Consider the following 21,794-nt stretch of genomic DNA (forward strand, 5'->3'; position numbering starts at 1 on the left):
CAGAAGATGAGTTTCAAGTTCCCCCGCCGCGGCCGCAGCCTTGGTCAAGGCCAGCTGGCAAAGCTGACGATCATCGATCTGGATGGCAACCAGCAGGTGATTTTCATTGCCGATGAGGTGATCGAGGCGCCCAACTGGACGCCGGACGGCGATTGGCTGGTGTTCAATGCCGGCGGCAAGCTGTTTCGCATTGCCGTCAGCGGCGGCGAGCCGGAGATGATCGATACCGGCGAGCTGGCCGATCTCAACAACGACCATGTGCTTTCGCCGGATGGGTCGACCGCCTATGTGAGCTCGGACGACGGCCACCTCTATGCGGTGCCGCTTGCCGGCGGAACGCCACGCCGGGTGTCGAACGACCACGCCACGCCGCATCACTATTACTTGCACGGCATCTCGCCCGATGGCCGGACCTTGTCCTATGTCGCCGTCGAAAGTCCGGCAGGCGAGCGGATGGTCAATGTTTTCACCATTCCCGCCGCAGGCGGTCCGGACCGGCGGTTGACCAATTTGAGTGTGCCGAACGACGGCCCCGAATATTCACCCGACGGTACCTGGCTCTATTTCAATTCCGAACTGGCGGCTTCACAGCCCGGACATGCGCAGATCTTCCGCATGAAGGCTTTTGACGGGAGCGAGGTTGAACAATTGACGTTCGACAGTCGGGTCAATTGGTTCCCACATATCTCGTCGGATGGCCAATGGCTGGCCTATCTGAGCTATCCCGAGGGCACGATTGGGCATCCGCCCGACAAGGATGTGGAATTGCGCCTGATGGGATCGGACGGCGGTGAACACCGCGTATTGGCAGGTTTTTTCGGCGGGCAGGGGACGATCAACGTCAATTCCTGGGCGCCGGATAGCCGCCGCTTGGCGTTTGTTTCCTATCCAATGCTGGCCTGACGCGGCCGCTTTGGGGGAGTGGAAAGAAGGGCGTTGTGCCATTTGGGCCAAGCTATGGGGTGCGAGAACCTACAGCTTGTATGCTTGGTGCCAGGGCGGACTGTGGCGGCAGGCGGAACCGGCAGGACTCCGCGGGCAGGTCCGGGACAATCTTGCTCAGGTCCGCGACGATCCGGTTATAGTAGGTGTAGTGAATGTTCGCATGGCGCAGGTCCTGGCAGACATTGTCGGCATAGCCGGGCTTAAGGCGTGTCAGGGCAGTCCAGGCCTGCATCGCCTCGTCCATCTGACCCGTGCCGGCATGGACTGCCGCTTTCATCAACCAGTATCGATAGTCGTTCGGCAGAGCCTGGGCATCGATATAACCCAGGGCCATTTCCAGATCACCCGCGACGTAGCGTTCCAGCGCCAGCATGGCATAGCCCAGTGGACCAAGAGACGGGAGCTGGTCGAGACCAGCCTCGATCAGAGGCAGGCCACTCTCCGCCATGCCTAGCGAAACCAGGGCCTTGCCGATCATCACCTTCAGACGCGGATCGCCGCTATAGCGCAGGAGCATTCTGTCAGCCAGATTTTGCAGCACCGTGAGTTGCCCGGCGTCATAGGCCGCGGCCAGTTGTGCCAGGTGTGGAAAGAAAGTCTCTGGTGAGATAGCGCTGGCGGTCGCTGCGGCCTCCTGCTGAAGCCTGCGAAAGCCGCTGGCATTCTCGCCCAGGGATGCGGCAAGCCGCCCCTGGCGGTGATAGGCCAGGCTCAGCAGAGCCCAGGCATGCCCGTTCCGAGGGTGATTGCGGACAACGCGTTCAAGGCATTCGGTCACACCACCGAGTATCATCTGATCATCCGTGAGAGCGTGGCGTTGTGCCCTTGCCATGCAGACGCTGTCGTCTTCCAGACCGGTGGGTTGCAGGCGGTCCAGGATAACCGGTATGGCGCCTTCGAGTCCGAGCAGTTCTGCCGAAACCGATTGCACGATGGCAGCGGCCCCGTCACCGCTTTCAAGGCTGACCCTGCGGTCCGAGGCCCACATGACCTGATTGGTGTGCATATCGGTCAGATACCAGCGGACTGCAGCGCGGTCGTCTTCCAGTCGCACATAGGTTGCCAAGGAGAATACGTGTTTTTCGGTCCAGCCGCTGCCCGAAATCTGGTCCGCTGATCTTTGCTCGTTCGGGGCACGCTGCGCATCGATAATGTTGACACCGTCATATCGCGTCATCTGCGCAATAATCTGGTCGCCGAGTACGCGCGCAAAGTCATCATCGGTGCTTCCTCCGGTCTCAAGGGGCTGCACGATGATCCAGACACGGCCCAGATTGCCATTGGTATCGGCGGCCGAAATCCGGGACCAGAACATCAGCGCCAGTAGAACCAGACCAGCACCAAGCAAGAGCGACGCCGGAAGGCGCCACCGGATTGGAACAGGCGTCTCCATACGCTGTGTCGAGACCGGCAGTCCCGGCGGGTCGGGTGTGTCAGAGGGCGGCTGGTGAAAATCGAACTGGGGGAAATAGTGTCCTTTGGGGAGGCGTATGACAACTCGGTGCTGGTCAGTTGTCTCATTGTAGTACTTGGCCAGGGCGCTCCGGAGGCGGTTGGCGGTGATACGCACGATCGGATCCTGCGTCGGATCAAAATCAGTGTCCTTGCCGAGGGCCTCGACCGCAACCGAATAGGACTTGATCCTGTCGGCACGCCCAGCCAGCGCCTCTTCCACGACATAGCGCAAGAACCGTTTTATTTGCTCGGCCTCGGAGAAGTATTCCGACTCGCAAATTCTGTTCAGCGCTTCGAGAATGTCTCTTTCATTCTCCGTCGCCTGGTTGGTTTGGGTCACTCTCCCCCCTTATCGTAAGCCGCATTCGATTCAGGGTGCGTTGTTCGGGCTGTCGCCGTGTCGCAATTCAGAACAGACTGGGTTGGGCTCGATAGATCCTGCTTTTCAGAACAGCGAGAATTTTTGAAAATTTGTTTGCTGTTCGATACATAGTGCGCTTTTAGGTGATAAACCCACAGTTGTGATGTTCATAAGAATTCTTCTTAAACAAAAATAAAATTGCCTCCATAGTGGAATGGCTTATGACGCGCTCGCATTGCTTGCGTTTGTTTGTTGTACAATACGTCATTTCGTTGGCCCCGGCTGTGGAAACTATACGCAAACAACTGGCAGGGGCATTGCGTTGCGTCGAGTTCGTTACCGTTACATCGCTCGCAATACGTCCCAGTATTCCCGGGAAAAACTGGTGCTGTCGGCTCGCTGGATTTGCAGCGTGCCGGACTCGCCCAGGGTCTGGATCAAACAGCACGCCTGGGGTGGTCGGGATGCGATCCGGGCGAGCATGAAACGTCGCAAACCTCCGTACATAACCGGCTATAACGTTTGCCGCGCGCTCATAAGCCTGCACGCTGAAGCCTGCCCTGGGGCCTGAACGGCCGTTGCCGTCATGGTCGATCTGGGCTTTGCGATTGCAAGGAGGCGTTGTCCGTGGCTGAAAAACTGTCCCTGTTTGGCTCCTATGGCCCCCACTCGGAAGGACGTGTCTTTGGACGCCGTAATGCCGACACCGCATCAATGCCCACAATGCGTGTTTCGACATTTGGCAAGCGAGTGCGGCAGCCGTTCGAGCGCATATCGCTGCAACGGATTCGGCTTGGGCAGCTCCGGTCAGAGCTCATCCATGTGTTCGAAGATCCCGCTTTTCCGGGCGAGTCGCCGGAGTTCGTGCTGGTTGAAGCCGGCAACACACCGCGTTTGCTCATTGGCAGCAGGGCCCTGGTGGCCATTGATGAACAAACCGGGCAGCTGGTTTTCATCGAGACCTCGGGGGCGTCCGACACCACCGTAATAACGGCCGACGACGACCGCCTGATCGATCATATTCTGGGTCATTTCACCAGCCAGGCGCCCGCCGACACGCCGCTGCGCGCCAGCAAGGCCGCCCGGAGCCTGGTTGGCCAGACGCTGCAGGATATCGAGCGGCACGTGATCCTGCAGACGTTGCGCCATTGCGGCGGCAACAGAACACGCACGGCCAGAATGCTTGGTGTGTCCCTGCGCACGGTCCGGAACAAACTCAGGGCTTATTGGCGCGAAAGCGAGTTGCCTGACGCCGACCGCCAAGAAGGTGCGGTGGCGAATGCAGACGAATGCCGGCCCTAGCGAGTGTCCGGCTGGTTGTGTCAGGGTTGCCTGCAGTGCAATGCCCAAAAGCGACAGAATCGAGCAGTTTTCGCGCGTCAGGCAACGTCTACAAACCCGAATTGAACCCCCGATGATACCGTTTGTTACTGGTGGCCAATGGTCATCGGCCCCTAGCGTTGCAGTGTGGCGCAGGTTCAGAAGCCAATTGCCGGCTTTCATCAATGAATGTGCTTCCGCGTAAAAGTAAAAGTTTCAACTGGAGGCCTGAAATGAAACCGACTCTCCCAATTCTTACAGGGGCATTGGTCGCTGCCCTGATGCTGACGCCGTCGGCGTCGGCGCAATCTCTATTGGGGCTCGTTGGAGGTAGTGACAGTGGCGCATTGATAACGCTTGGTTCAGGCGAAGCTGGAGACAGCGGGCTGGTCAATGTGGGACTGGGTGGCGGCGACGGCAATGTCCTGGACGCCAATGTCGGTGGCGGCTCGGGTAGCGGTCTGCTGGATGCCAATGTCAGCAGCGGCGGCGATAGCGGCATTCTTGGGGTCGATGCAAATGTTGGCGGCGGGTTGGTCACGGCCGATGTCGATGTTGGCGGCAGTTCCGGCCTGCTTGATGTCGACGTCGATATTGGCGGGTCAGGCGGGTCCGATGGCCCCGGCGGACCTGGCGGCCCCGGCGGTCCTGGTGGTCCCGGCGGGCCTGGTGGGCCTGGCGGTCCCGGTGGGCCTGGTGGACCTGGTGGACCTGGCGGTCCCGGTGGCGATGGCGGTTCGGGTAGCTCTTCAAGCAATGGCGCCGGTGCGACGCGTTGCGTTGGTGCAGACCCTGAAGCTGCGCTAGCCCTGTTCAATCGTACGCCGGTGACCAGCCGTGAAGTCTCGAACTGGCATGGTGCAGGCGATGTGCAGGTCTTCCCCATCAAGCTGTGTGATCCGCAGCGTCGACTGTTGGCGGCAACGCTGTCGAACCACCCCAAGCTTGGTGTGCTGCAAACGTCCTTGATGACTGCACCAACAATTTCGTCTGCCCTGACGCGGTCGGGCTATAGCCCGCGGGACGCCTTTGCGGTGGTTCGCAGCTTCAATCGGGTGACGATTTACGTGTACTGACCGCTCCCTTGGCCAGTCATCGTTCCCGCGCTGTCCCCAGCGCGGGAACGACCCGGAAATTTCTCCCTGCCAACCGTCAGGACCTGCCGCGAAAGGCTAGACATGTCCCGCAACGCTGTTTCCAGGCGCCGAAGCTGCCATGAACGTATCTGTGCCGCCGCTCCGGACAGGATGCGGCTGGCCTTCCAGTGGTGGCGGCCATGACGGATCGTGATCGGTCCCCGCTCCGCGTGCTTGTGCCGGGCGTCTTCGTTCTTGCCGCCATCGCCGGATCGGCCTGGCTTTACAGCGAGACCCGGAACACGCAACAGGAAGCGGCCTCGGAAATTGCGCAGCTCAAGCTGAGCCTGGAGCTCTATGGCCGACAATATACGGCCTCGGCGACCTCCATGTCCGAGCTGAACGCAACGCTGAAGGGGCTTGAGAGTCGCTTGGCGGGCCTCGAGGAAAACCTGGCTGCCCTCTCGGCGGCGCCTGGGGAATCTGTCGGCGCGCTGGAGCAGCGGTTGTCCGCGCTGGAAGACACGCAAGTTGAGGCGTCTGTCGAGGAGACGGTGGTCCCGCAGCCCGGTCCGGCCCCCCAGGCAACGGCAGCAGATAATCGTAGCGATTGTGTCTCGCAGAACAGCCCATTCCTTGTGGCGGCGGGTGACATCTTTCCTGTTTGCGGGACCAGCGGCTGGGTTGCGGTGGCCGATGTTGGCGAGCAACGCATCTCGTTCTCGGATGGCAGCGGCGCTTATGTCGGGCGCTCCGTTCCATTGGCCGGCACCAACTGCACCCTTACAGTGCGCTCGGCCAATGCGGCCTGGCTGGCCGGCTATGGCGAGCTGCAGGTCAACTGCTAGCGCCAATTTCACACCCGGTCGGGTGAGCTGGCGAGCAGCGCCCAGCTTGAGGTGCTTCGGGCAATTCTTTCGGACTGGACCTGCGTGTATGCCGCGTCCAAGCAGGAAAGCCACGCAACACGGGTTGCGCATTGTGCCATCAGGACACATAGAGTCGCTATGGAACGCCATTTCCAGGGGAAGTCTGGGTGAACCGGAAAGTCGGGATCAAGGATATTGCCGCGCGCGCAGAGGTTGCGGCGTCCACAGTGTCCCATGTGTTGAACGGTACCGCGACAATTTCGCTGGAAGTGCGGGAACGTGTTCTGGGCGCCGCAAGGGAGTTGGGCTATCTGGCGCGGCGGCGCGAAAAGGCCACCATTGCCGTGCTGCGCAGCATCATGCTGGCCGTGCCGAGCGATACGCTGCCGAACAATCAGCACAACCTGTTCTCCTGGACACTGCTGAGCCGGCTGATGCGTGAGTGCGAGCGGCGGTCCATCCGGGTGCTGCCGATCGAGGTGGATACGCCCAATTTCAGCGGAGCCAAACTGGTCGAGCAGGCCCGGCAGGCCGAGGTGGATGGCATCCTGCTGCTCAGCGATGACCGGCCCGATCTGCTCAGGGCTATCGCGAGTTCCCGCATTCCGGCTGTACTGATGAACGGTGAAGACCATGAGATGCAGATTGACAGCGTTACGCCCGGCAACCGGTTTGCTGCACGCTTTGCCACCAATTGGCTGATCAAGCAGGGGCATCGCTCGATCATGCACCTGACCTGGGAGGGGCGTGGTACGGTGCGACGGCGGCGGGATGGTTTTCTCGATGCGTTCCGGGCCAATGAATTGTCCCTCGAGACGGCCTATGTCCACTATGCCGAAGGCTATTTTCCCGACATGGGTGCGGCCGCCATGCGGCGCTGGATCGACAAGCATGATGGTCTTGGCGGGGTGACGGCCATCTTCTGCGCGGCGGACAATCTGGCGCTTGGCGTTATCGGCGCCTTGCAGGAGGCCAATTATGCGCTGCCCAATGATATTTCGCTGGTCGGGTTTGACGGCGTGGCGCTGGGTGAATTCACCTCGCCCACACTGACAACGGTCAGCGTGCCGCTCGACTATATTGGCCTGGCGGCGCTCAACCTGCTGGAGCAGCGCATTGTCGCGGCGGACGCAGGGATGCCGGCCAACCGCCTTGAGCTGGGTTGCCGCCTGACCGTGCGCGGCAGCGTGCGTTCGCTGGCCTGACTTCTGTCCAAGACAAGATTCGGCCTTGGGAAGGGGTGCAAATGCGCGTCTATGCCAAACAACCGCAGCCTGTTTGGCGGCACCGATACCCTTTTGCGCCGGTTCGCAGGCGTCGCTAAGTAACTGGTTGACGAATTTTTTCAGCCGGTTTCAGGGCCACTGGCGAAAACCCAGCCGTTTTGTAAGGCATTGAATCCCAAACCATTCTTGTATGGAAGCACGTACCTCAGATTGCGCCAATGCATCGCCGCGTCGCGGTAGTGCAAATTTTTTCGTATTGCACTTGAGAAATTCAGCGGCAAGTATGGCCGCCGTCACGACAATGATAGCCGAAAAACTAAGAAAATCGGCACTTGCTCATGGTCGTGTCGGGGAGAGGTGAGGGATCGTGCAAAAATTTTTGCATTCACTGCTGTCTGCCTCTCATGGCTGAATGATGCGCTATCCCGCGGATGCGGTGTGTGGCGCTGGAGTTGAGGAGAAGTCTATGAATGCCAAGAACTGGGTCGCGGCGATCGCCCTAGCGGCGCTGTCGTCAACGGCGATGGCCGGCTCGGCCTGGGCCTTCCAGGAAGCGCCCATGCTGACCGAAATGGTGGAGGCCGGGAGCCTGCCGCCGGTCGATGAACGCCTGCCGGTCAACCCCACCGTGGTGGAAGCCCTGAGCGTGGGCGAATATGGTGGCACCTGGCGCCGCGCCTATAGCGGTCCGGGTGACCGTTGGGGGCCGACCAAGCTGATGGAAGAGCGCGTGCTCAAATGGACCGCGGATGAGGACGGCACCGCCGTGCTGACCCCTGGCTATATTGAGAGCTATTCGGTCAACGAGGATTCGACTGCGTTCACCTTCACCCTGCTCGAGGGCCTGAAATGGTCGGACGGCATGCCGGTGACGACCGAGGATGTCGAATTCTGGTATAACGACGTCTTCCTCAACCCCGCATTGGTGCCGACAATTGACCCCACCTTTGCCCCGGGCGGTGTGCCGCTTGAACTCGAAGTACAGGACGAGCGCACCTTTACCATCAAGTTCGCCCAGCCCTATGTCTATTTCCTGCAGATCCTGGCCAAGGACTCGACGGGCGAGCCCAGCCTTGACCGGCCCAGCTTCCTGTTCCCCAAGCACTATCTGAGCCAGTACAACGACAAATATGCCAGCGAGGAAGAGCTCGCAGCGGCAGCAGAGAAGTACAATGTGGCGGCCTGGACTGATCTCTGGGGCTCCAAGGGCGCCCTGACCGGCTGGTGGAACAATCCGGATCTGCCGGTCATCACCGCCTGGAAGATCGAGACCCCGGCGCCAGCCGAAACTGTCACCATGGTGCGCAACCCCTACTATTATGCCGTCGACCAGGAAGGGAACCAGCTCCCCTATATCGATCGGATCGAGCACCGGCTGTTCCAGGACCCGGAGACGCTCAACCTGATGGTGGCTCAGGGCCAGATCGACATGCAGGCCCGCTATATGGGTCTGGATAACTACACCTTCTACAAGGAGAACGAGGAACGCGGTGGTTATCACATCGTGCCGGGCCTGGACTCCAACGTGTGGTCGCTGGTGCCCAATATGAACACCACCGACGAGGTGTTGCGCGGGCTGTTCGAAACCGAGGCCGTGCGCCATGCCATGTCGGTCGCGGTGGATCGCGAACTCATCAACGAACTGACGCAGTCAGGCCTTGCCAAGGAGTTGCAGACCGCGCCAGTGATGGGATCGCCCTATTACAGCGAGGAGCTGTCGACCCACTGGACGGAATATGACCCGGATCTGGCCAATGAACTGCTGGACGAAGCGGGCCTGAGCGAACGCGATGGCGCCGGTTTCCGCCTGCGGCCCGATGGGCAGCGATTCAGCCTGGTCGTGGAGGCCAATGACGCCGCCCATGCCAAGACGCTCGAACTGCTGGCTGAAAACTTTGCCGATATCGGCATCGAGTTCCTGCCCCGTGTGATCGACCGAACCCAGTGGGACAATAACCGTGCCAATAACGACTTCCAGATGCACTGGATTCCGTTTGACCGCCTGACCTATGTGCCGGCTGATCCGCGCCGCATCATGGGCTCGGACGGTTACGCCAACCAGAGCTTCAAATGGTACAACACCGATGGTGCCGAAGGCATGGAGCCGAGCCCTGAACTGCAGCAGATCTATGATCTGTGGGACCAGGCATCGCAGTCGGCATCGGTGGAAGTTGCCGATGGCTACGTCTCCGAAATGGCGGAAATCTTCGTCAACCAGGGTTGGGTGATTGGTGTCTATGGCGCCGGTACCGTGGTCAATATCGTCTCGGACAAGATGCACAATGTGCAGGCTGACCTTGTGCAGGACGACATCTTCCGCGGTGTGGGCCTGGCGCGCACCCAGCAGTTCTGGATGGAACAGGACTAAAGCCAGAAGACCCTGCCGGGACGGGTTCACCCGTCCCGGCTTGCCGTGGCGCCATGTGAGGATGGTGTCCGGCCCGGAGACCCCACACCATGCTTGCATTCATCGGAAACCGCGCCCTGCTGGCGATTCCGACGCTGATCTTCATCTCGTTCATTTCGTTCGTGATCATCCAGCTTCCGCCCGGCGACTACGTCACCGCCTATGCCGCGCAATTGCGCCATGCCGGCGAATATATTTCGCCGCTGCAGGAAGAAATGATGCGCGACCAGTTCGGGCTCAACGACCCGATGATCGTGCAGTATTGGCGCTGGATCAGCGATATCGTGCTGCGGGGTGATTTCGGCTATTCGCTGGAGTGGAACGCGCCGGTCTCGACCCTGATCTGGGACCGGCTGATGCTGACCCTGGCGATCTCCTCGGCCAGCCTGGTGCTGACCTGGGCCATTGCCATTCCGGTCGGCGTCTATTCGGCCTCGCGGCAGTATTCGTTTCTAGATCACCTGTTCACCGTGTTCGGCTTTCTGGGCAAGGGCATTCCCGATTTCCTGCTGGCGCTGATCCTGATGTGGCTGGCCTTTGCATATCTCAACATGGATGTGGGCGGGCTGTTCTCACCCGAATTCCAGAATGCGCCCTGGAGCCTGGCCAAGCTCGGAAATCTCCTGAGCCATTTGTGGATCCCGCTGGTCGTCCTGGCGACGGGTGGTGCGGCCGGTCTGATCCGCGTCATGCGCGCCAATATGCTTGACGAACTGGGCAAGCCCTATGTCGAAACCGCCTATGCGCAGGGCTTGAGCGAGGCTCGCGTGGTCTGGACCTATCCGGTTCGCGTGGCGCTCAATCCGTTCATTTCGACGGTCGGCTGGGCCTTGCCTGCCTTGTTCTCGGGCGACGTGATCACGGCGGTTGTTCTCAACCTGCCCACGACCGGGCCGCTGCTGCTGCAGGCGCTCAAGATGCAGGACATGTATCTCGCAGGCAGCTTCATTCTCATTCTCAGCGTCTTTACTGTCGTGGGCACGCTGATCTCCGACATTCTGCTTGCGTGGTTCGATCCGCGCATCCGCAACGCGTGAGGGATTGGCCATGACCGATCAGACCATCAACTCGACCGCTGCGCCGGCCAAGGACCGCAAGGAAGATCTCTACACAGCAACGCCGGCGCAGCTCATCTGGCGCCGCTTTACCAAGCACGCCCTGGCGGTGGTTTCGCTGTGGTTCCTGGTCATTCTGGCGCTGTGCGCGCTGTTTGCCGACATGGTGGCGCCCTATGCACCGTTCGAGGTGCAGCGGCTGCGAACGCTGGCGCCGCCCACGGGCATCCACCTGTTCCATGAAGGCCAGTTTGTCGGCCCCTTCGTCTATGGCCTGTCGCGTGAGCGGGACGCGGAAACGGCGCGGGTTCTGTACGAGACGGACCCTGAAACCGTGCTGCCGATCCGGTTTTTCCACCAAGGTGACGACTACAATTTCTTCGGCCTGTTCCAGTCCAATATCCATTTGTTCGGTGTCGATGACCGGCGGCAGCAGATCAATCTGCTCGGGACGGACGATCTGGGGCGCGACGTGTTTTCGCGCCTGATGCATGGCGGCCGGGTCACTCTATCGGCGGGGTTGATCGGGGTGATCTTCGCCTTTGTGCTCGGCCTGACCCTGGGTTCGATCTCGGGCTATTTCGGTGGCTGGATCGACAATTCGATCCAGCGCCTGATGGAACTGATCCGCTCGGTGCCCACGATCCCCTTGTGGATGGGGTTGGCGGCGGCGCTGCCAATCGCCTGGGACCCCATCGTGGTCTATGTGCTGATTACGCTGATCCTGGCCTTGATCGGCTGGACGCATCTGGCGCGCGTGGTGCGCGGGCAGTTCCTGGCCATCCGTAATGAGGACTATGTGATGGCGGCGCGCCTGGCGGGCGCCAGCGAATATCGCATCATCACCAAGCACATGCTGCCCTCGATGACCTCCTATATCATCGCGGCACTGACCCTGGCGGTGCCGGAAATGATCCTGGGCGAAACCGCGCTGAGCTTCCTGGGGCTGGGCCTGCGTCCGCCCGTGGTGAGCTGGGGCGTGCTGTTGCAGGATGCGCAGAACCTGCGCTCCATCTCGCTGGCGCCCTGGTTGCTCTCGCCGGGTGCGGCGGTCGTCATGACCGTGCTCGCCTTCAACTTCCTTGGCGATGGCCTGCGCGATGCGGCCGACCCCTATGGGCAGTAAGACGATGAAAACATTTGATATGCCCCAAGAGCGGCTGCTCGACGTCGACAATGTGCAGGTGCACTTTCCCTTGCGCGAAGGCCTGGTCAAGGCGGTCGATGGCGTCTCTTACCATGTCAACAAGGGTGAGGTGCTCGGCATTGTCGGCGAAAGTGGCTCGGGCAAATCCATCACCGCCCGCTCGATCATGCGTTTGCTGCCCAAGCGCGCGGTAGATGCGGGGGGCCAAGTGCGCATGCAACTGCGCTCCGGCGAGCAGTTCGACCTTTCGTCATTCGGCCGCAACAGCCGGGCGATCCGGCAGGTGCGCGGCAAACATATTGGCATGATCTTTCAGGAGCCGATGACAGCGCTCTCGCCGGTGCACACCATTGGCGCCCAGATCATGCGCACCGTGCAGTTGCATATGGGGCTAAGCCGCGCCGCGGCGCGGGAACGCGCCATTGACCTGTTGGCCAAGGTGCAGATGCCGCGCCCCGAGCAATTGGTCGATGCCTTTCCGCATCAGCTTTCAGGCGGCATGCGCCAGCGTGCGATGATTGCGCTGGCCATCTCCTGCGATCCGGCCCTGTTAATCGCCGATGAGCCGACCACGGCGCTCGACGTGACCACGGAAGCGCAGATTCTCGAGCTACTCAAGCGGCTGCAGTCCGAGCTGGGCATGGCGATCATTTTCATCACCCATAATTTCGGGGTGGTTGCCGATATCGCCGACCGGGTGTCTGTGATGTATCTGGGGCGCATCGTCGAAACCGCCACGGTCGACGACATCTTCTATGCGCCCAAGCATCCCTATACCCAGGCCTTGCTGCGCTCCATTCCCCGGCTGGGGGTGGATCAGGGGCGGCGGCTGCCGACCATTCCGGGCATGGTGCCCGATCCGTTCAGCGTGCCGCCGGGGTGTACCTTCAACCCCCGCTGCAGCCATGCCCTGTCAGGCCTGTGCGACACCCAGACCCCGCCGGAGAAGCGGTTCGGCAGCCAGATGTCGCGCTGCCATATTGCCGAGCAGTTCGCCCAGGAGCCCGTCCATGCTTGATGTTGCAACACAAAATGCTGGTCTGGCTCATGCCGACATGCCCGAAGATGCGTTGATCTCGGTTCGCAATCTCAAAAAGTATTTTCCCATTCAGGCCGGCTGGCTGAAAAAGACTGTGGGCCAGATCAAGGCCATCGATGATGTGACCCTCGATATCCGCAAGGGGGAAACCTTTGGGCTGGTGGGGGAATCCGGGTCGGGCAAGTCTACCGTGGCGCGGCTGATGCTGCGCGCCTATCAGTTGACCGATGGGCAGATCCTGTTCCGCCAGGCCGATGGCTCGGTTGTCGATCTTTCCGGCCTGACGGACCGGCAGATGCGCACAATGCGGCGCGAAATGCAGATGATCTTTCAGGACCCCTATTCCTCGCTCAACCCGCGCATGACCCTGCTGCAACTGGTGGGCGAACCGATGCTGATCCATGGCGTGGGCAGCCAAAGCGAGATCCGCGACCGGGTAGCCGAGTTGCTGCAAGTCGTCGGTTTGCGGCCCGAATATGTCAACCGCTACCCGCATGCCTTTTCCGGTGGGCAACGCCAGCGCATCGGCATTGCCCGGGCCTTGGCGCTCAACCCCAGCTTCATCGCGGCCGACGAGGCCGTCTCGGCGCTGGACGTTTCGGTGGCCGCGCAGAACATCAACCTGATGCAGGATCTGCAGGAAAAATTCGGGCTGACTTATCTGTTCATCACCCATGATCTGGGCATGGTCGAGCATATCTCGGACCGGGTCGGTGTGATGTATCTGGGCCGGCTGATGGAGACCGCGCCGACCGACAAGCTGTTCGCCAAGCCGCTGCACCCCTATACCGAGGCGCTGATGGCGGCAGTGCCGCAGCCCGATCCGCGTGGCAATCGCACGCGCAAGCGCGTGCCGCTCAAGGGTGAAATTGCCAATGCGGCCAACCCGCCCAAGGGGTGCAGCTTTCACCCGCGCTGCCCTTATGCCCAGCCAATCTGTGGCACGGACGTGCCGGCCCTGCGCGCTGTTGAAGGCGGACGCCAGGTGCGCTGCCACTTTGCCGAGGAGCTGTCGCTGACCGGTGTGACGGCTTAGGCGCCGCTGCGCCCAATATTGACAAGGCCTTTTTTGATGACCACCCCTCTTTTGACCATTCGCCGTGGGGACAGCCTGACCGCCTGGGCATTGTCGGCCGTCGAGGCGACTTGTTTTCCCGGTGTGCCGGCCCCCGCCAATGATCCGCAGGACTACAAATATATCAACGGGTTCGTGGATGTCGGGGATCTGCCTTGCCGCGTTGCGACCTGGAAGGACGTGGCGAGCCGCAGTGTTGCCTTGCGCACCGACTGGGCGGTCGAGGCGCTTTATCTGCCGGGCAATAACCGGCGGGTGGAGTTCAGCCAGTTCCGGCATCGGCCGACGCGGCTGGCGCGGTGGTGCCGCACGAAGGTGAGCAGCCCGGTCGACCGCTATTGCTCGTTTGACCTGCACACACGCGGCGGCGTGCATATCTGGGTCGATGGCGAATTGGCCGGGCGTTTTGAGCCATTCACCCGCAATGCCGATCAACGCAGCGTGGTCCACCTGCCCATCAAGGCGGGCGGCAGCGAGATCATCGTGCTCACGGAGGACATGGCCGAGCGGGACACCAACTGGTTCTTCGAGTTGGTGCTGCTCGACGATGTGGCGCTCAACGTCTATCTGCCGGGTGCGAGCCTCGGGGCGCATGTCGAGACGTTGCGCGGGCTCTCGACACAGGTTCGGACGCGCGGCGATGTGGTAACGAGTAAAGATGCGCTGACCCTTTTGTTCGACACACCGGCCAGCCTGCCGGTGCGTATTCGCGCCGTCATTGCCTCGACCTCGCACACCAAGGCCGTGTTGCTCGATGCCACCTATGATTTGCCGGCGGGCGCGACCAAACTGGTGTTATGCCAGGGCCGGGACCTGCCGCAGGGCTATCACGATCTGCGGCTGACCTTTTCGGCGGGCGATAGCGTGGTCGAGCGCAATATCGGCTGCGCCATTCTACACCAGGTTTCGGCAAGCGCGCTTGGGGGCGATCTCCCCAGCCGCAAAGAACTGGCGCTCGAGAATGCCATTGCCCATGGCGAAGGCCGGATGGGGCTGGTCGTGGCACTTCTCGAAAGCGGCAAGGCCGACGATCCACGGATTGCCGGCATTATCGAGGAGACCTTGCTGGCCATGGCAGAACGGCGCGACTGCGCCGATTTCGTTGCCGTGCCTTTGCTCTGGGTCTGGATCCGCTGCCGCGATGCGCTGCCGGCTGCGCTGCAAACGCGTATTCGCCAGACCCTGCTCGGCTTTCGCTATTGGGTGGATGAGCCGGGCAATGACGTGATGTGGTTCTGGAGCGAGAACCACGCGCTGTGTTTTCACGTCGCACAATTGCTGGCCGGTCAGAGTTTTCCCGAGGACATATTTTCTGCCTCAGGCCGGATCGGGGCCGAGCAGGCGGAACTGGCTGTCGAGCGACTGGCGCGCTGGTTCGATGCGGTCGAAGAGGACGGGTTGGCCGAATGGAATTCGGCCGCCTATTACCCGGTGGATTTCATCGGGCTGCTGACACTGGCCGAGCTTGGGCCCGCAGACCTGGCGGAACGCGCCCGGGCCATGTGCGACCGGATCTTCACCATGGTCGCGCTGCACACGCTGGACGGCGTGCCAGCGGGATCGATGGGGCGGGCCTATGACAAGGAATTGCGCGCCGGGCCACTGACCGAGCTGGCGCCTTTTGCGGCGATCGCCTTTGGCAAGGGGTGGCTGAACAAGGGGGTGGCTTCGCTGCCATTGTTTGCCGCAGGCCGTTATGAACCGCCCGAGGGGCTTGAGCGCTATGCTTGGCCAGAGCCGGGACAGGTCGTTTCCGCGCGCTACCTGCAGGGCTATGGCCCGGCGGCTTCGCTGGGGCTCTACAAGACGCGCGCTATCCAGCTTTCCACCAATAGCGGCGCCAAGGCGGGCGGCTATGGTCATCAGCAGCATGTGCTTGACCTGCGCTTTGCCAGTCATCCCATGGCCCGCGCCTGGATCAACCATCCGGGCGAAGACGATCCCTGGGGCCAGCAGCGCCCGTCATACTGGGCCGGCAATGGCAGGCTGCCGCGCGTTGGCCAGCATGAAAACATCGCCCTGCTGCAATACCGGCTGGGGAGCGAGCCGCGTGTCGATTTCGCCCATGCCTATGCTGCCCGCACAGGTCTGATCCACCACCACCATGGTGACACGCTCATTCTCGAGGGCGGGGATGGGCTCGTCGCCCTCAAGGCGACTGGACCGCTGCAGGCGATCACCGAGGGGCCTGCAGAGGGACTTGAATATCGTTGCAACGGACCGCTACAGGGGTGGGCCGCCATAGTTGCGCAAGGCGAATCCCTTGCCGATTTCATCGACCTGATCGCGCAATGCCGGCTGCATTTCGACGGCGGAGACGCACTTGTGCTCGAAGGGCCGGGCCTGGCCAATCTGCGCCTCGACTGGGAACAGGGGCTGCTGGTCAATTCAATCCCGCAGCCGCTCCCGGCCTATGGCGTGACGCCAGACATCACGATCAGCACCCTTTAGGGGCAGGACGAACGACATGCGTATCAAGAAACTGGACCACCTTCTGCGTCGCCTGCGCGCGCATATCTTTACGGAGATCACCACGGAATTGCCGCTGCGCTTCCGGCGCGGCCTGCCCGAGCAGCGCGGCGATATCGTTGGCGAAGATCCAAAGGGCTGGGAGGCGGTCGGTCCCGATCTGGTGTGGGGTGAGCCGGAGAGCTATTTCTGGTTTGCGACGCGTTTTGCCATGCCGGAGTCCGTTGACGGGCAGCGGGTGTTTCTCAAGGTCAATGCACAGTTCGGCAATACGCGTGGCCGCTCGGACCCGCAATGCCTGGTCCGGGTCAATGGGCGCATTGCCCAGGGCGCCGATGGCAATCACCAGGAAGTGCTGCTGAGCACTGCTGCCAAGGCCGGCGAAGAATTCGATATCCTGGTCGAGGCGGGCACCATCGAGGATCGCCGGCAATATGGCATGTTGTTCTCGCTGCTGGCGCATGACGCACTGGTCGAGAAGGTGTTTTACGATCTATCCGTGCCGCTTGATGTGGCGCGCCTGCTGGCCGAGGATGACCCGCGGCGGCACCATATTCTCAAGCGGGTGGATGCGGCGCTGGCGCTGATCGATTTCCGGCCCGGCGATGCGGCACGCTTTGCCGCCTCGCTCGAACAGGCCGAGGCGATTGCCGAAGAAATCTACGCGGCCGAGGATTTCGAGGACAAGCCGGTGATCACCGTTACCGGCCACACCCATATCGATGTTGCCTGGCTCTGGCGCGTGCGCGAAACCCGCCAGAAGATGGCGCGCTCGATGTCGACGGCCCTGGCGCTGATGGAGCAATATCCCGATTATCGCTTCATGTATAATCAGGGCGTGTTGCTGGATTACCTCGCCCAGGACTATCCCGAAGTGTTCGAGCGGCTAAAAGGGCAGGTCAAGGCGGGCAAGTTCGAGATCGAAGGGGCGCTCTGGCTCGAACCGGATGCCAATATCACCAGCGGCGAGTCGTTTGCCCGGCACATCCTGCATGGCGTGGCCTATCACGAGGAAACCTTCGGGGTGACGCCGCGCGTGTTCTGGCTGCCCGATACGTTCGGCTATTCGGCGGCCCTGCCGCAGATGATGAAGCTGGCTGATGTCGACATGTTCGTCACCCACAAGATGAGCTGGAACGACACCAACCGCATGCCCAACGAAACCTTTCACTGGCAGGGGATCGATGGCAGCACGGTGGCGGCCTATTTCATGACCACCCAGCCCTATACCGCGACCGGTTTCGGCACGACCTACAATGCCGACATCAAGCCCACTTTCGTCATGGGCACCTGGAAGCGCCATGCCCAGCAGGCGCTCAACAAGGAACTCTTCATGGTCTATGGCCATGGCGATGGCGGTGGCGGGCCGACCCGCGAGATGCTGGAAAACATCCGCCGCATGGAAAAGGGCATTCCGGGCTGCCCCTCGATCCGGCATGAACATATGCGCCCCTATTTCGAGCGGTTGCTGAAACGCATGGCGAAGCGCCCCGACGACTATCCAACCTGGGTGGGGGAGCTTTATCTCGAGTACCACCGCGGCACGCTCACGTCGGTGGCCAAGAACAAGCGCAACAACCGGCTGGCTGAACAGGCGCTGCGCGAGCTCGAAGTGCTGGCCGTGTTGGCGCAGGAACAGCTTGGGGTGCCCTATCCGGCGCAGCCGTTGCACGATCTGTGGCGCATCGTGCTGCTCAACCAGTTCCATGACATCTTGCCCGGCACCTCGATTGGTGGCGTGTTTGACGATAGTGACCGAGACTATGCACGCTTCTTTGAAACTGCCGAAAGCTTGCGCGCCGAACTGACCGGTGCCCTGGCGGGGAAGGGGCACTTCGGCCTGTTCAACGCCCTGGGCAGGTCGCGCGATGGGTTGCTCGAATTCGATGCCGACCAGCCTTCCAGCCTGACACTGGGTGGTCAAACTCTGGCCAGCCAGATCATTCATCGGGCCGACGGACGGACGCGCCAAGGCGTGCTGGTCAAGGACCTGCCAGCCACCAGCGTTGTGACAGTTCAGTGTGCGGAAGCGGACCTGGCCGAGGGTACTGGCGGGCTCGTGGTCTCGGCGCATCGCCTGGAAAACGCCTTGATTGCGGCACGTTTCGACGACAAGGGACATCTGGTGTCCCTGTTCGACAAGCGGCGGGGGCGAGAGACGATCAAGCCCGGGCAGGCGGCGAACCGGTTGCAGGCCTATCGCGATATGCCGGTCGAATATGACGCCTGGGACATTGACGACAGTTTCGAGGATCAGGTCTGGGAGATCGACACCCTGGTCAGCGCCGAGGTGGTCGAGACCGGCCCGCACCGCGCCGCGATCCGTTTCGAATGGCGCTATGAGCGCTCGCGCATCGTGCAGATCGTGGCCCTTGAGGCGGGTAGCGACCGGCTGGACTTTGACAGTTTCGTGGACTGGCATGAACACGATACGCTGGTGAAAGTGGCGTTTCCGCTCGATGTGCTGGCCCAGGAAAGCACGGCGGAAATCCAGTTCGGTCATGTCCGTCGCCCCAGCCACGCCAATACCTCATGGGATCAGGCGCGTTTCGAGACCGTCATGCATCGCTGGGTCGATGTGTCCGAACCCGATTTCGGCGTCGCCTTCGTCAATGACTGCAAATATGGCTATGATGTGCGCGGCAGTACGGTGCGGCTCACGCTGCTGAAGTCGCCGGTCTATCCCTGGCCCGAGGCCGACCAGGGCGAACATCATTTCCGCTACGCGGCCATTGTGCATCATGGCCTTCTGGCCAGCGACATTCCGGCTCGCGCCGAGGCATACAACCTGCCCCTGAGGCTGGTGGCGGGGCAGGGCGATGGGGCCGCAAACGGGCCGCTGCTGGCACTGGACGGGCAGGGCGCGACACTCGAAGCGCTCAAGCGCAGCGAAGACGGGACAGGCCTTATCTCCCGCATCTGGGAGACCCATGGCCGCAGCAGTACGGTGAGCGTCCGCCTGCCCGAAGGCACAAGTCAGGCCCAGATCGTCAATCTGCTTGAACGGGATCCGCAGGCCCTGATAATCGAGGACGGCAAGGTGCAGTTGGCACTGGCGCCCTTCCAGATCGTGACTCTCAAACTGCAGACGGGGACCGGGGCGTGATCCCGGCCATCCCAAATTCTTTACCGCCACTCGAGGCCCGGGAAGGGGTTTGGCTCAAGGGCGATTGGCATCTGCATTCCCGGCACAGCACGGATTCGTCCAACAATTCGATTGGCAAGATCATCGGCTTTGCCGAGCGGCATGGTTTTGACTATCTCGCCATCACCGATCACGACGTTCACGTCATGGGCGCGGTGGCCAGCCACACCTGGGCCGATCCCGAATTTGGCTCGGATAGGCTGCTGCTGTTCCACGGTGCCGAGCTGACCGCCAATCGCGGTCATATCAACATCCTTGCCACCGAACCCTATGACCACCAGCGTGTGTTCGACCATCGCGATGATCGCGACTGGAACCTGCTTGCACTCAAGCGCGAGCTGGGTGTGCATTTCTCCGCCAATCATCCGAGCACCAAGAACCATTATGGCTTTTCGTTCGACCTGGCGGATTCGGTGGAAATCTGGAATGGCAGCGCCTGGCCCAAGAACATTCCGGGCGTCCGCATCTGGGACGACATGCTCAAGTCCGGGCGCATGCTGGGGGGGCGCGGCGGCAGCGACGCCCATCATGGCGTGCCCGAAACACCTGAATTGACAACGTCCCTGTCCATCGAGGCGAGCGCCAATTATGTTGGCACGCCCACCACGTGGATTTATGCGCGCGAGCGCAGCAAACAAGCCGTGCTTGAAGCCATGGCGGCCGGCCGGGCTTCAGTCAGCGCCAATCCGTTCAATCCACGCGTCGAACTGGTCGCCGATCACGATGGAGACGGGGTGATGGACATGATGATGGGTGACAATGTCAAACCCACCGGTGCGCCGGTAACCTTCGAGGTGCGCCTTTTGGGCGGAGGCATCGAGGGGGCCAGCTATCGCGTGCGGGTGGTCCGCAATCGCGACGAATTTGCAACGCTGATTACCGATCCTCAGACGCGCAGCGTTCGCTTTACCGACACGCCAGGTCTTGACGAGCGCAACTACTATCGCGTCGAGATCGAGGGACCGCAGGTGCCCTATCCGGCGGTGCCCAATTCCATGGCGCTGAGCCAGAACATGGTCGCCCTCTCCAATCCGCTCTATTTCAACTACAATCCGTCTTTCTAGGCGCCCAAATGGGCGGGATTGCCTGCCTGACTTGACAACCGAGCGGACCGACCGCCACTAGCAGGCATGAAAAAGGCAAAGTCCATGCTTGTTCTCAACGGCGTCACGCGGCATTTCGGTCGCGTCGCGGCGCTTGAGGATGTCTCGCTCGAGATCGGGGCCGGGCAGGTGTTGTGCCTGGTCGGGCATTCCGGCTGCGGGAAATCGACGCTATTGCGGACCATTGCCGGCATCGAGACGCTTGATGCCGGCAGCATTGTGATCGACGGCACGCCGGTCTCGGGGCCGGGCGTGTTTGTCGAGCCGGAGCATCGCCGGGTTGGCTTCATGTTCCAGGATTATGCGCTGTTTCCGCATTTGAGCGTGCGCGACAATGTCGGTTTCGGGCTAGGCCGGCTGCCGCGTGCAGAGCGTGGGGCCCGCGTCGCCTCCATTCTGGACAGCATTGGCATTGCGACGCTGGCGGACCGCTATCCCCACATGCTTTCAGGTGGTGAACAGCAGCGTGTGGCGCTGGCACGCGCCCTGGCACCGCAGCCGCGCCTGCTGCTGATGGACGAGCCGTTTTCCAATCTGGATCGCGGGCTGCGCGATCGGGTGCGGCACGAGACCCTGTCCATCGTGCGCGAACTGGGCATGACGGCAGTGGTCGTGACCCATGATCCGGAAGAGGCCCTGGCCATTGGGGACATGGTGGCGCTGCTGCAGAAGGGGCGCCTGGTTGAAATGGGGACCGGCGAGCGCATCTATGACGCGCCTTGGACGGCCTATGCGGCCTCGTTCTTTTCCAGCATGAATGTCATTCCGGCGCGATTGAAGGCCAATGTGCTCGAGACGCCGCTGGGACGTTTCCCTGCGGCGGCGCTGGAGGGAACACCCAAGGTCTTGTTGCGACCGCAATCGATCACATTGAGTGATGACGGCCTTCCGGCACAGGTGCTCGACAGGTCGGTCCTGGGGGAAATCGAGGAGCTGCTGCTGGCCGTCGAAGGGATGGACGAGCCCTTGGTGATGCGTGGCACTGCACGTCACGATGTGCGCCCCGGGGATGCGGTGCGGTTTGCCGTAAATGCGCATGAGGTCTTGATATTTCCATCGGAATCCGAGCCGATCTGATTATTGAGTACAATCAATAGTTTAG

15 protein-coding genes are annotated in these 21,794 nt (G+C 61.5%); 14 read left to right on the forward strand and 1 reads right to left on the reverse strand.

What is annotated here, in order from left to right:
* Window positions 1–6 precede the first annotated feature (6 nt).
* A complete protein-coding gene (locus DDE76_RS02105; protein WP_104893398.1) occupies window positions 7–903 on the forward strand; it encodes a TolB family protein in 897 nt (298 codons plus the stop codon).
* 52 nt (window positions 904–955) lie between these two features.
* On the opposite strand, the gene DDE76_RS02110 is transcribed toward DDE76_RS02105, so the two are convergent.
* Entirely contained in the window at window positions 956–2,740 is a 1,785-nt protein-coding gene (locus DDE76_RS02110; RefSeq protein WP_104893399.1) for a hypothetical protein, read from the reverse strand.
* Window positions 2,741–3,388: 648 nt separating this feature from the next.
* On the opposite strand from DDE76_RS02110, the gene DDE76_RS20080 reads away from it, so the two are divergent.
* The 13 genes from DDE76_RS20080 to DDE76_RS02175 all read left to right on the forward strand — a co-directional run bounded on the left by DDE76_RS20080 (window position 3,389) and on the right by DDE76_RS02175 (window position 21,769).
* Window positions 3,389–4,063, forward strand: coding sequence for a helix-turn-helix domain-containing protein (locus tag DDE76_RS20080; protein WP_342748365.1), 675 nt, complete (start codon window positions 3,389–3,391; stop codon window positions 4,061–4,063).
* Window positions 4,064–4,314: 251 nt separating this feature from the next.
* The gene (locus DDE76_RS19740; protein ID WP_198650813.1) at window positions 4,315–5,157 is read left to right on the forward strand and encodes a hypothetical protein; all 843 of its coding nucleotides are present in this window, start codon (window positions 4,315–4,317) and stop codon (window positions 5,155–5,157) included.
* Window positions 5,158–5,357: 200 nt separating this feature from the next.
* On the forward strand, window positions 5,358–6,005 hold the full coding sequence (locus tag DDE76_RS02125; RefSeq protein ID WP_157955628.1) for a hypothetical protein: 648 nt from the start codon (window positions 5,358–5,360) through the stop codon (window positions 6,003–6,005).
* A gap of 188 nt (window positions 6,006–6,193) precedes the next feature.
* The gene (locus DDE76_RS02130) at window positions 6,194–7,231 is read left to right on the forward strand and encodes a LacI family DNA-binding transcriptional regulator (RefSeq protein ID WP_104893402.1); all 1,038 of its coding nucleotides are present in this window, start codon (window positions 6,194–6,196) and stop codon (window positions 7,229–7,231) included.
* 487 nt (window positions 7,232–7,718) lie between these two features.
* Window positions 7,719–9,620 (forward strand): ABC transporter substrate-binding protein, encoded by a 1,902-nt coding sequence (locus tag DDE76_RS02135; protein WP_104893403.1) that lies wholly within the window; start codon window positions 7,719–7,721, stop codon window positions 9,618–9,620.
* A gap of 89 nt (window positions 9,621–9,709) precedes the next feature.
* Complete coding sequence (locus DDE76_RS02140; RefSeq protein WP_104893404.1) at window positions 9,710–10,696, forward strand: ABC transporter permease; 987 nt, start codon at window positions 9,710–9,712, stop codon at window positions 10,694–10,696.
* Between the two features lie 10 nt (window positions 10,697–10,706).
* Window positions 10,707–11,840, forward strand: coding sequence for an ABC transporter permease (locus DDE76_RS02145; protein WP_104893405.1), 1,134 nt, complete (start codon window positions 10,707–10,709; stop codon window positions 11,838–11,840).
* 4 nt (window positions 11,841–11,844) lie between these two features.
* A complete protein-coding gene (locus DDE76_RS02150; RefSeq protein WP_198650814.1) occupies window positions 11,845–12,879 on the forward strand; it encodes an ABC transporter ATP-binding protein in 1,035 nt (344 codons plus the stop codon).
* Entirely contained in the window at window positions 12,872–13,936 is a 1,065-nt protein-coding gene (locus DDE76_RS02155; RefSeq protein WP_245891769.1) for an ABC transporter ATP-binding protein, read from the forward strand. The genes DDE76_RS02150 and DDE76_RS02155 overlap by 8 nt, the downstream gene beginning before the upstream one ends.
* A 36-nt stretch (window positions 13,937–13,972) precedes the next feature.
* Window positions 13,973–16,426: a hypothetical protein gene (locus tag DDE76_RS02160; protein ID WP_104893406.1), complete on the forward strand. Its 2,454-nt coding sequence runs from the start codon at window positions 13,973–13,975 to the stop codon at window positions 16,424–16,426.
* A gap of 16 nt (window positions 16,427–16,442) precedes the next feature.
* Window positions 16,443–19,550, forward strand: a complete 3,108-nt coding sequence (locus DDE76_RS02165; RefSeq protein WP_104893407.1) for an alpha-mannosidase — start codon at window positions 16,443–16,445, stop codon at window positions 19,548–19,550.
* Window positions 19,547–20,653, forward strand: coding sequence for a CehA/McbA family metallohydrolase (locus tag DDE76_RS02170; protein WP_104893408.1), 1,107 nt, complete (start codon window positions 19,547–19,549; stop codon window positions 20,651–20,653). Before DDE76_RS02165 ends, DDE76_RS02170 begins: the two co-directional genes overlap by 4 nt.
* Window positions 20,654–20,737: 84 nt before the next feature.
* Window positions 20,738–21,769, forward strand: a complete 1,032-nt coding sequence (locus DDE76_RS02175) for an ABC transporter ATP-binding protein (RefSeq protein ID WP_245891770.1) — start codon at window positions 20,738–20,740, stop codon at window positions 21,767–21,769.
* Window positions 21,770–21,794: the final 25 nt, after the last annotated feature.

It is taken from the genome of Devosia indica, from assembly GCF_003056405.1.
Classification (GTDB): Bacteria; Pseudomonadota; Alphaproteobacteria; order Rhizobiales; family Devosiaceae; genus Devosia; species Devosia indica.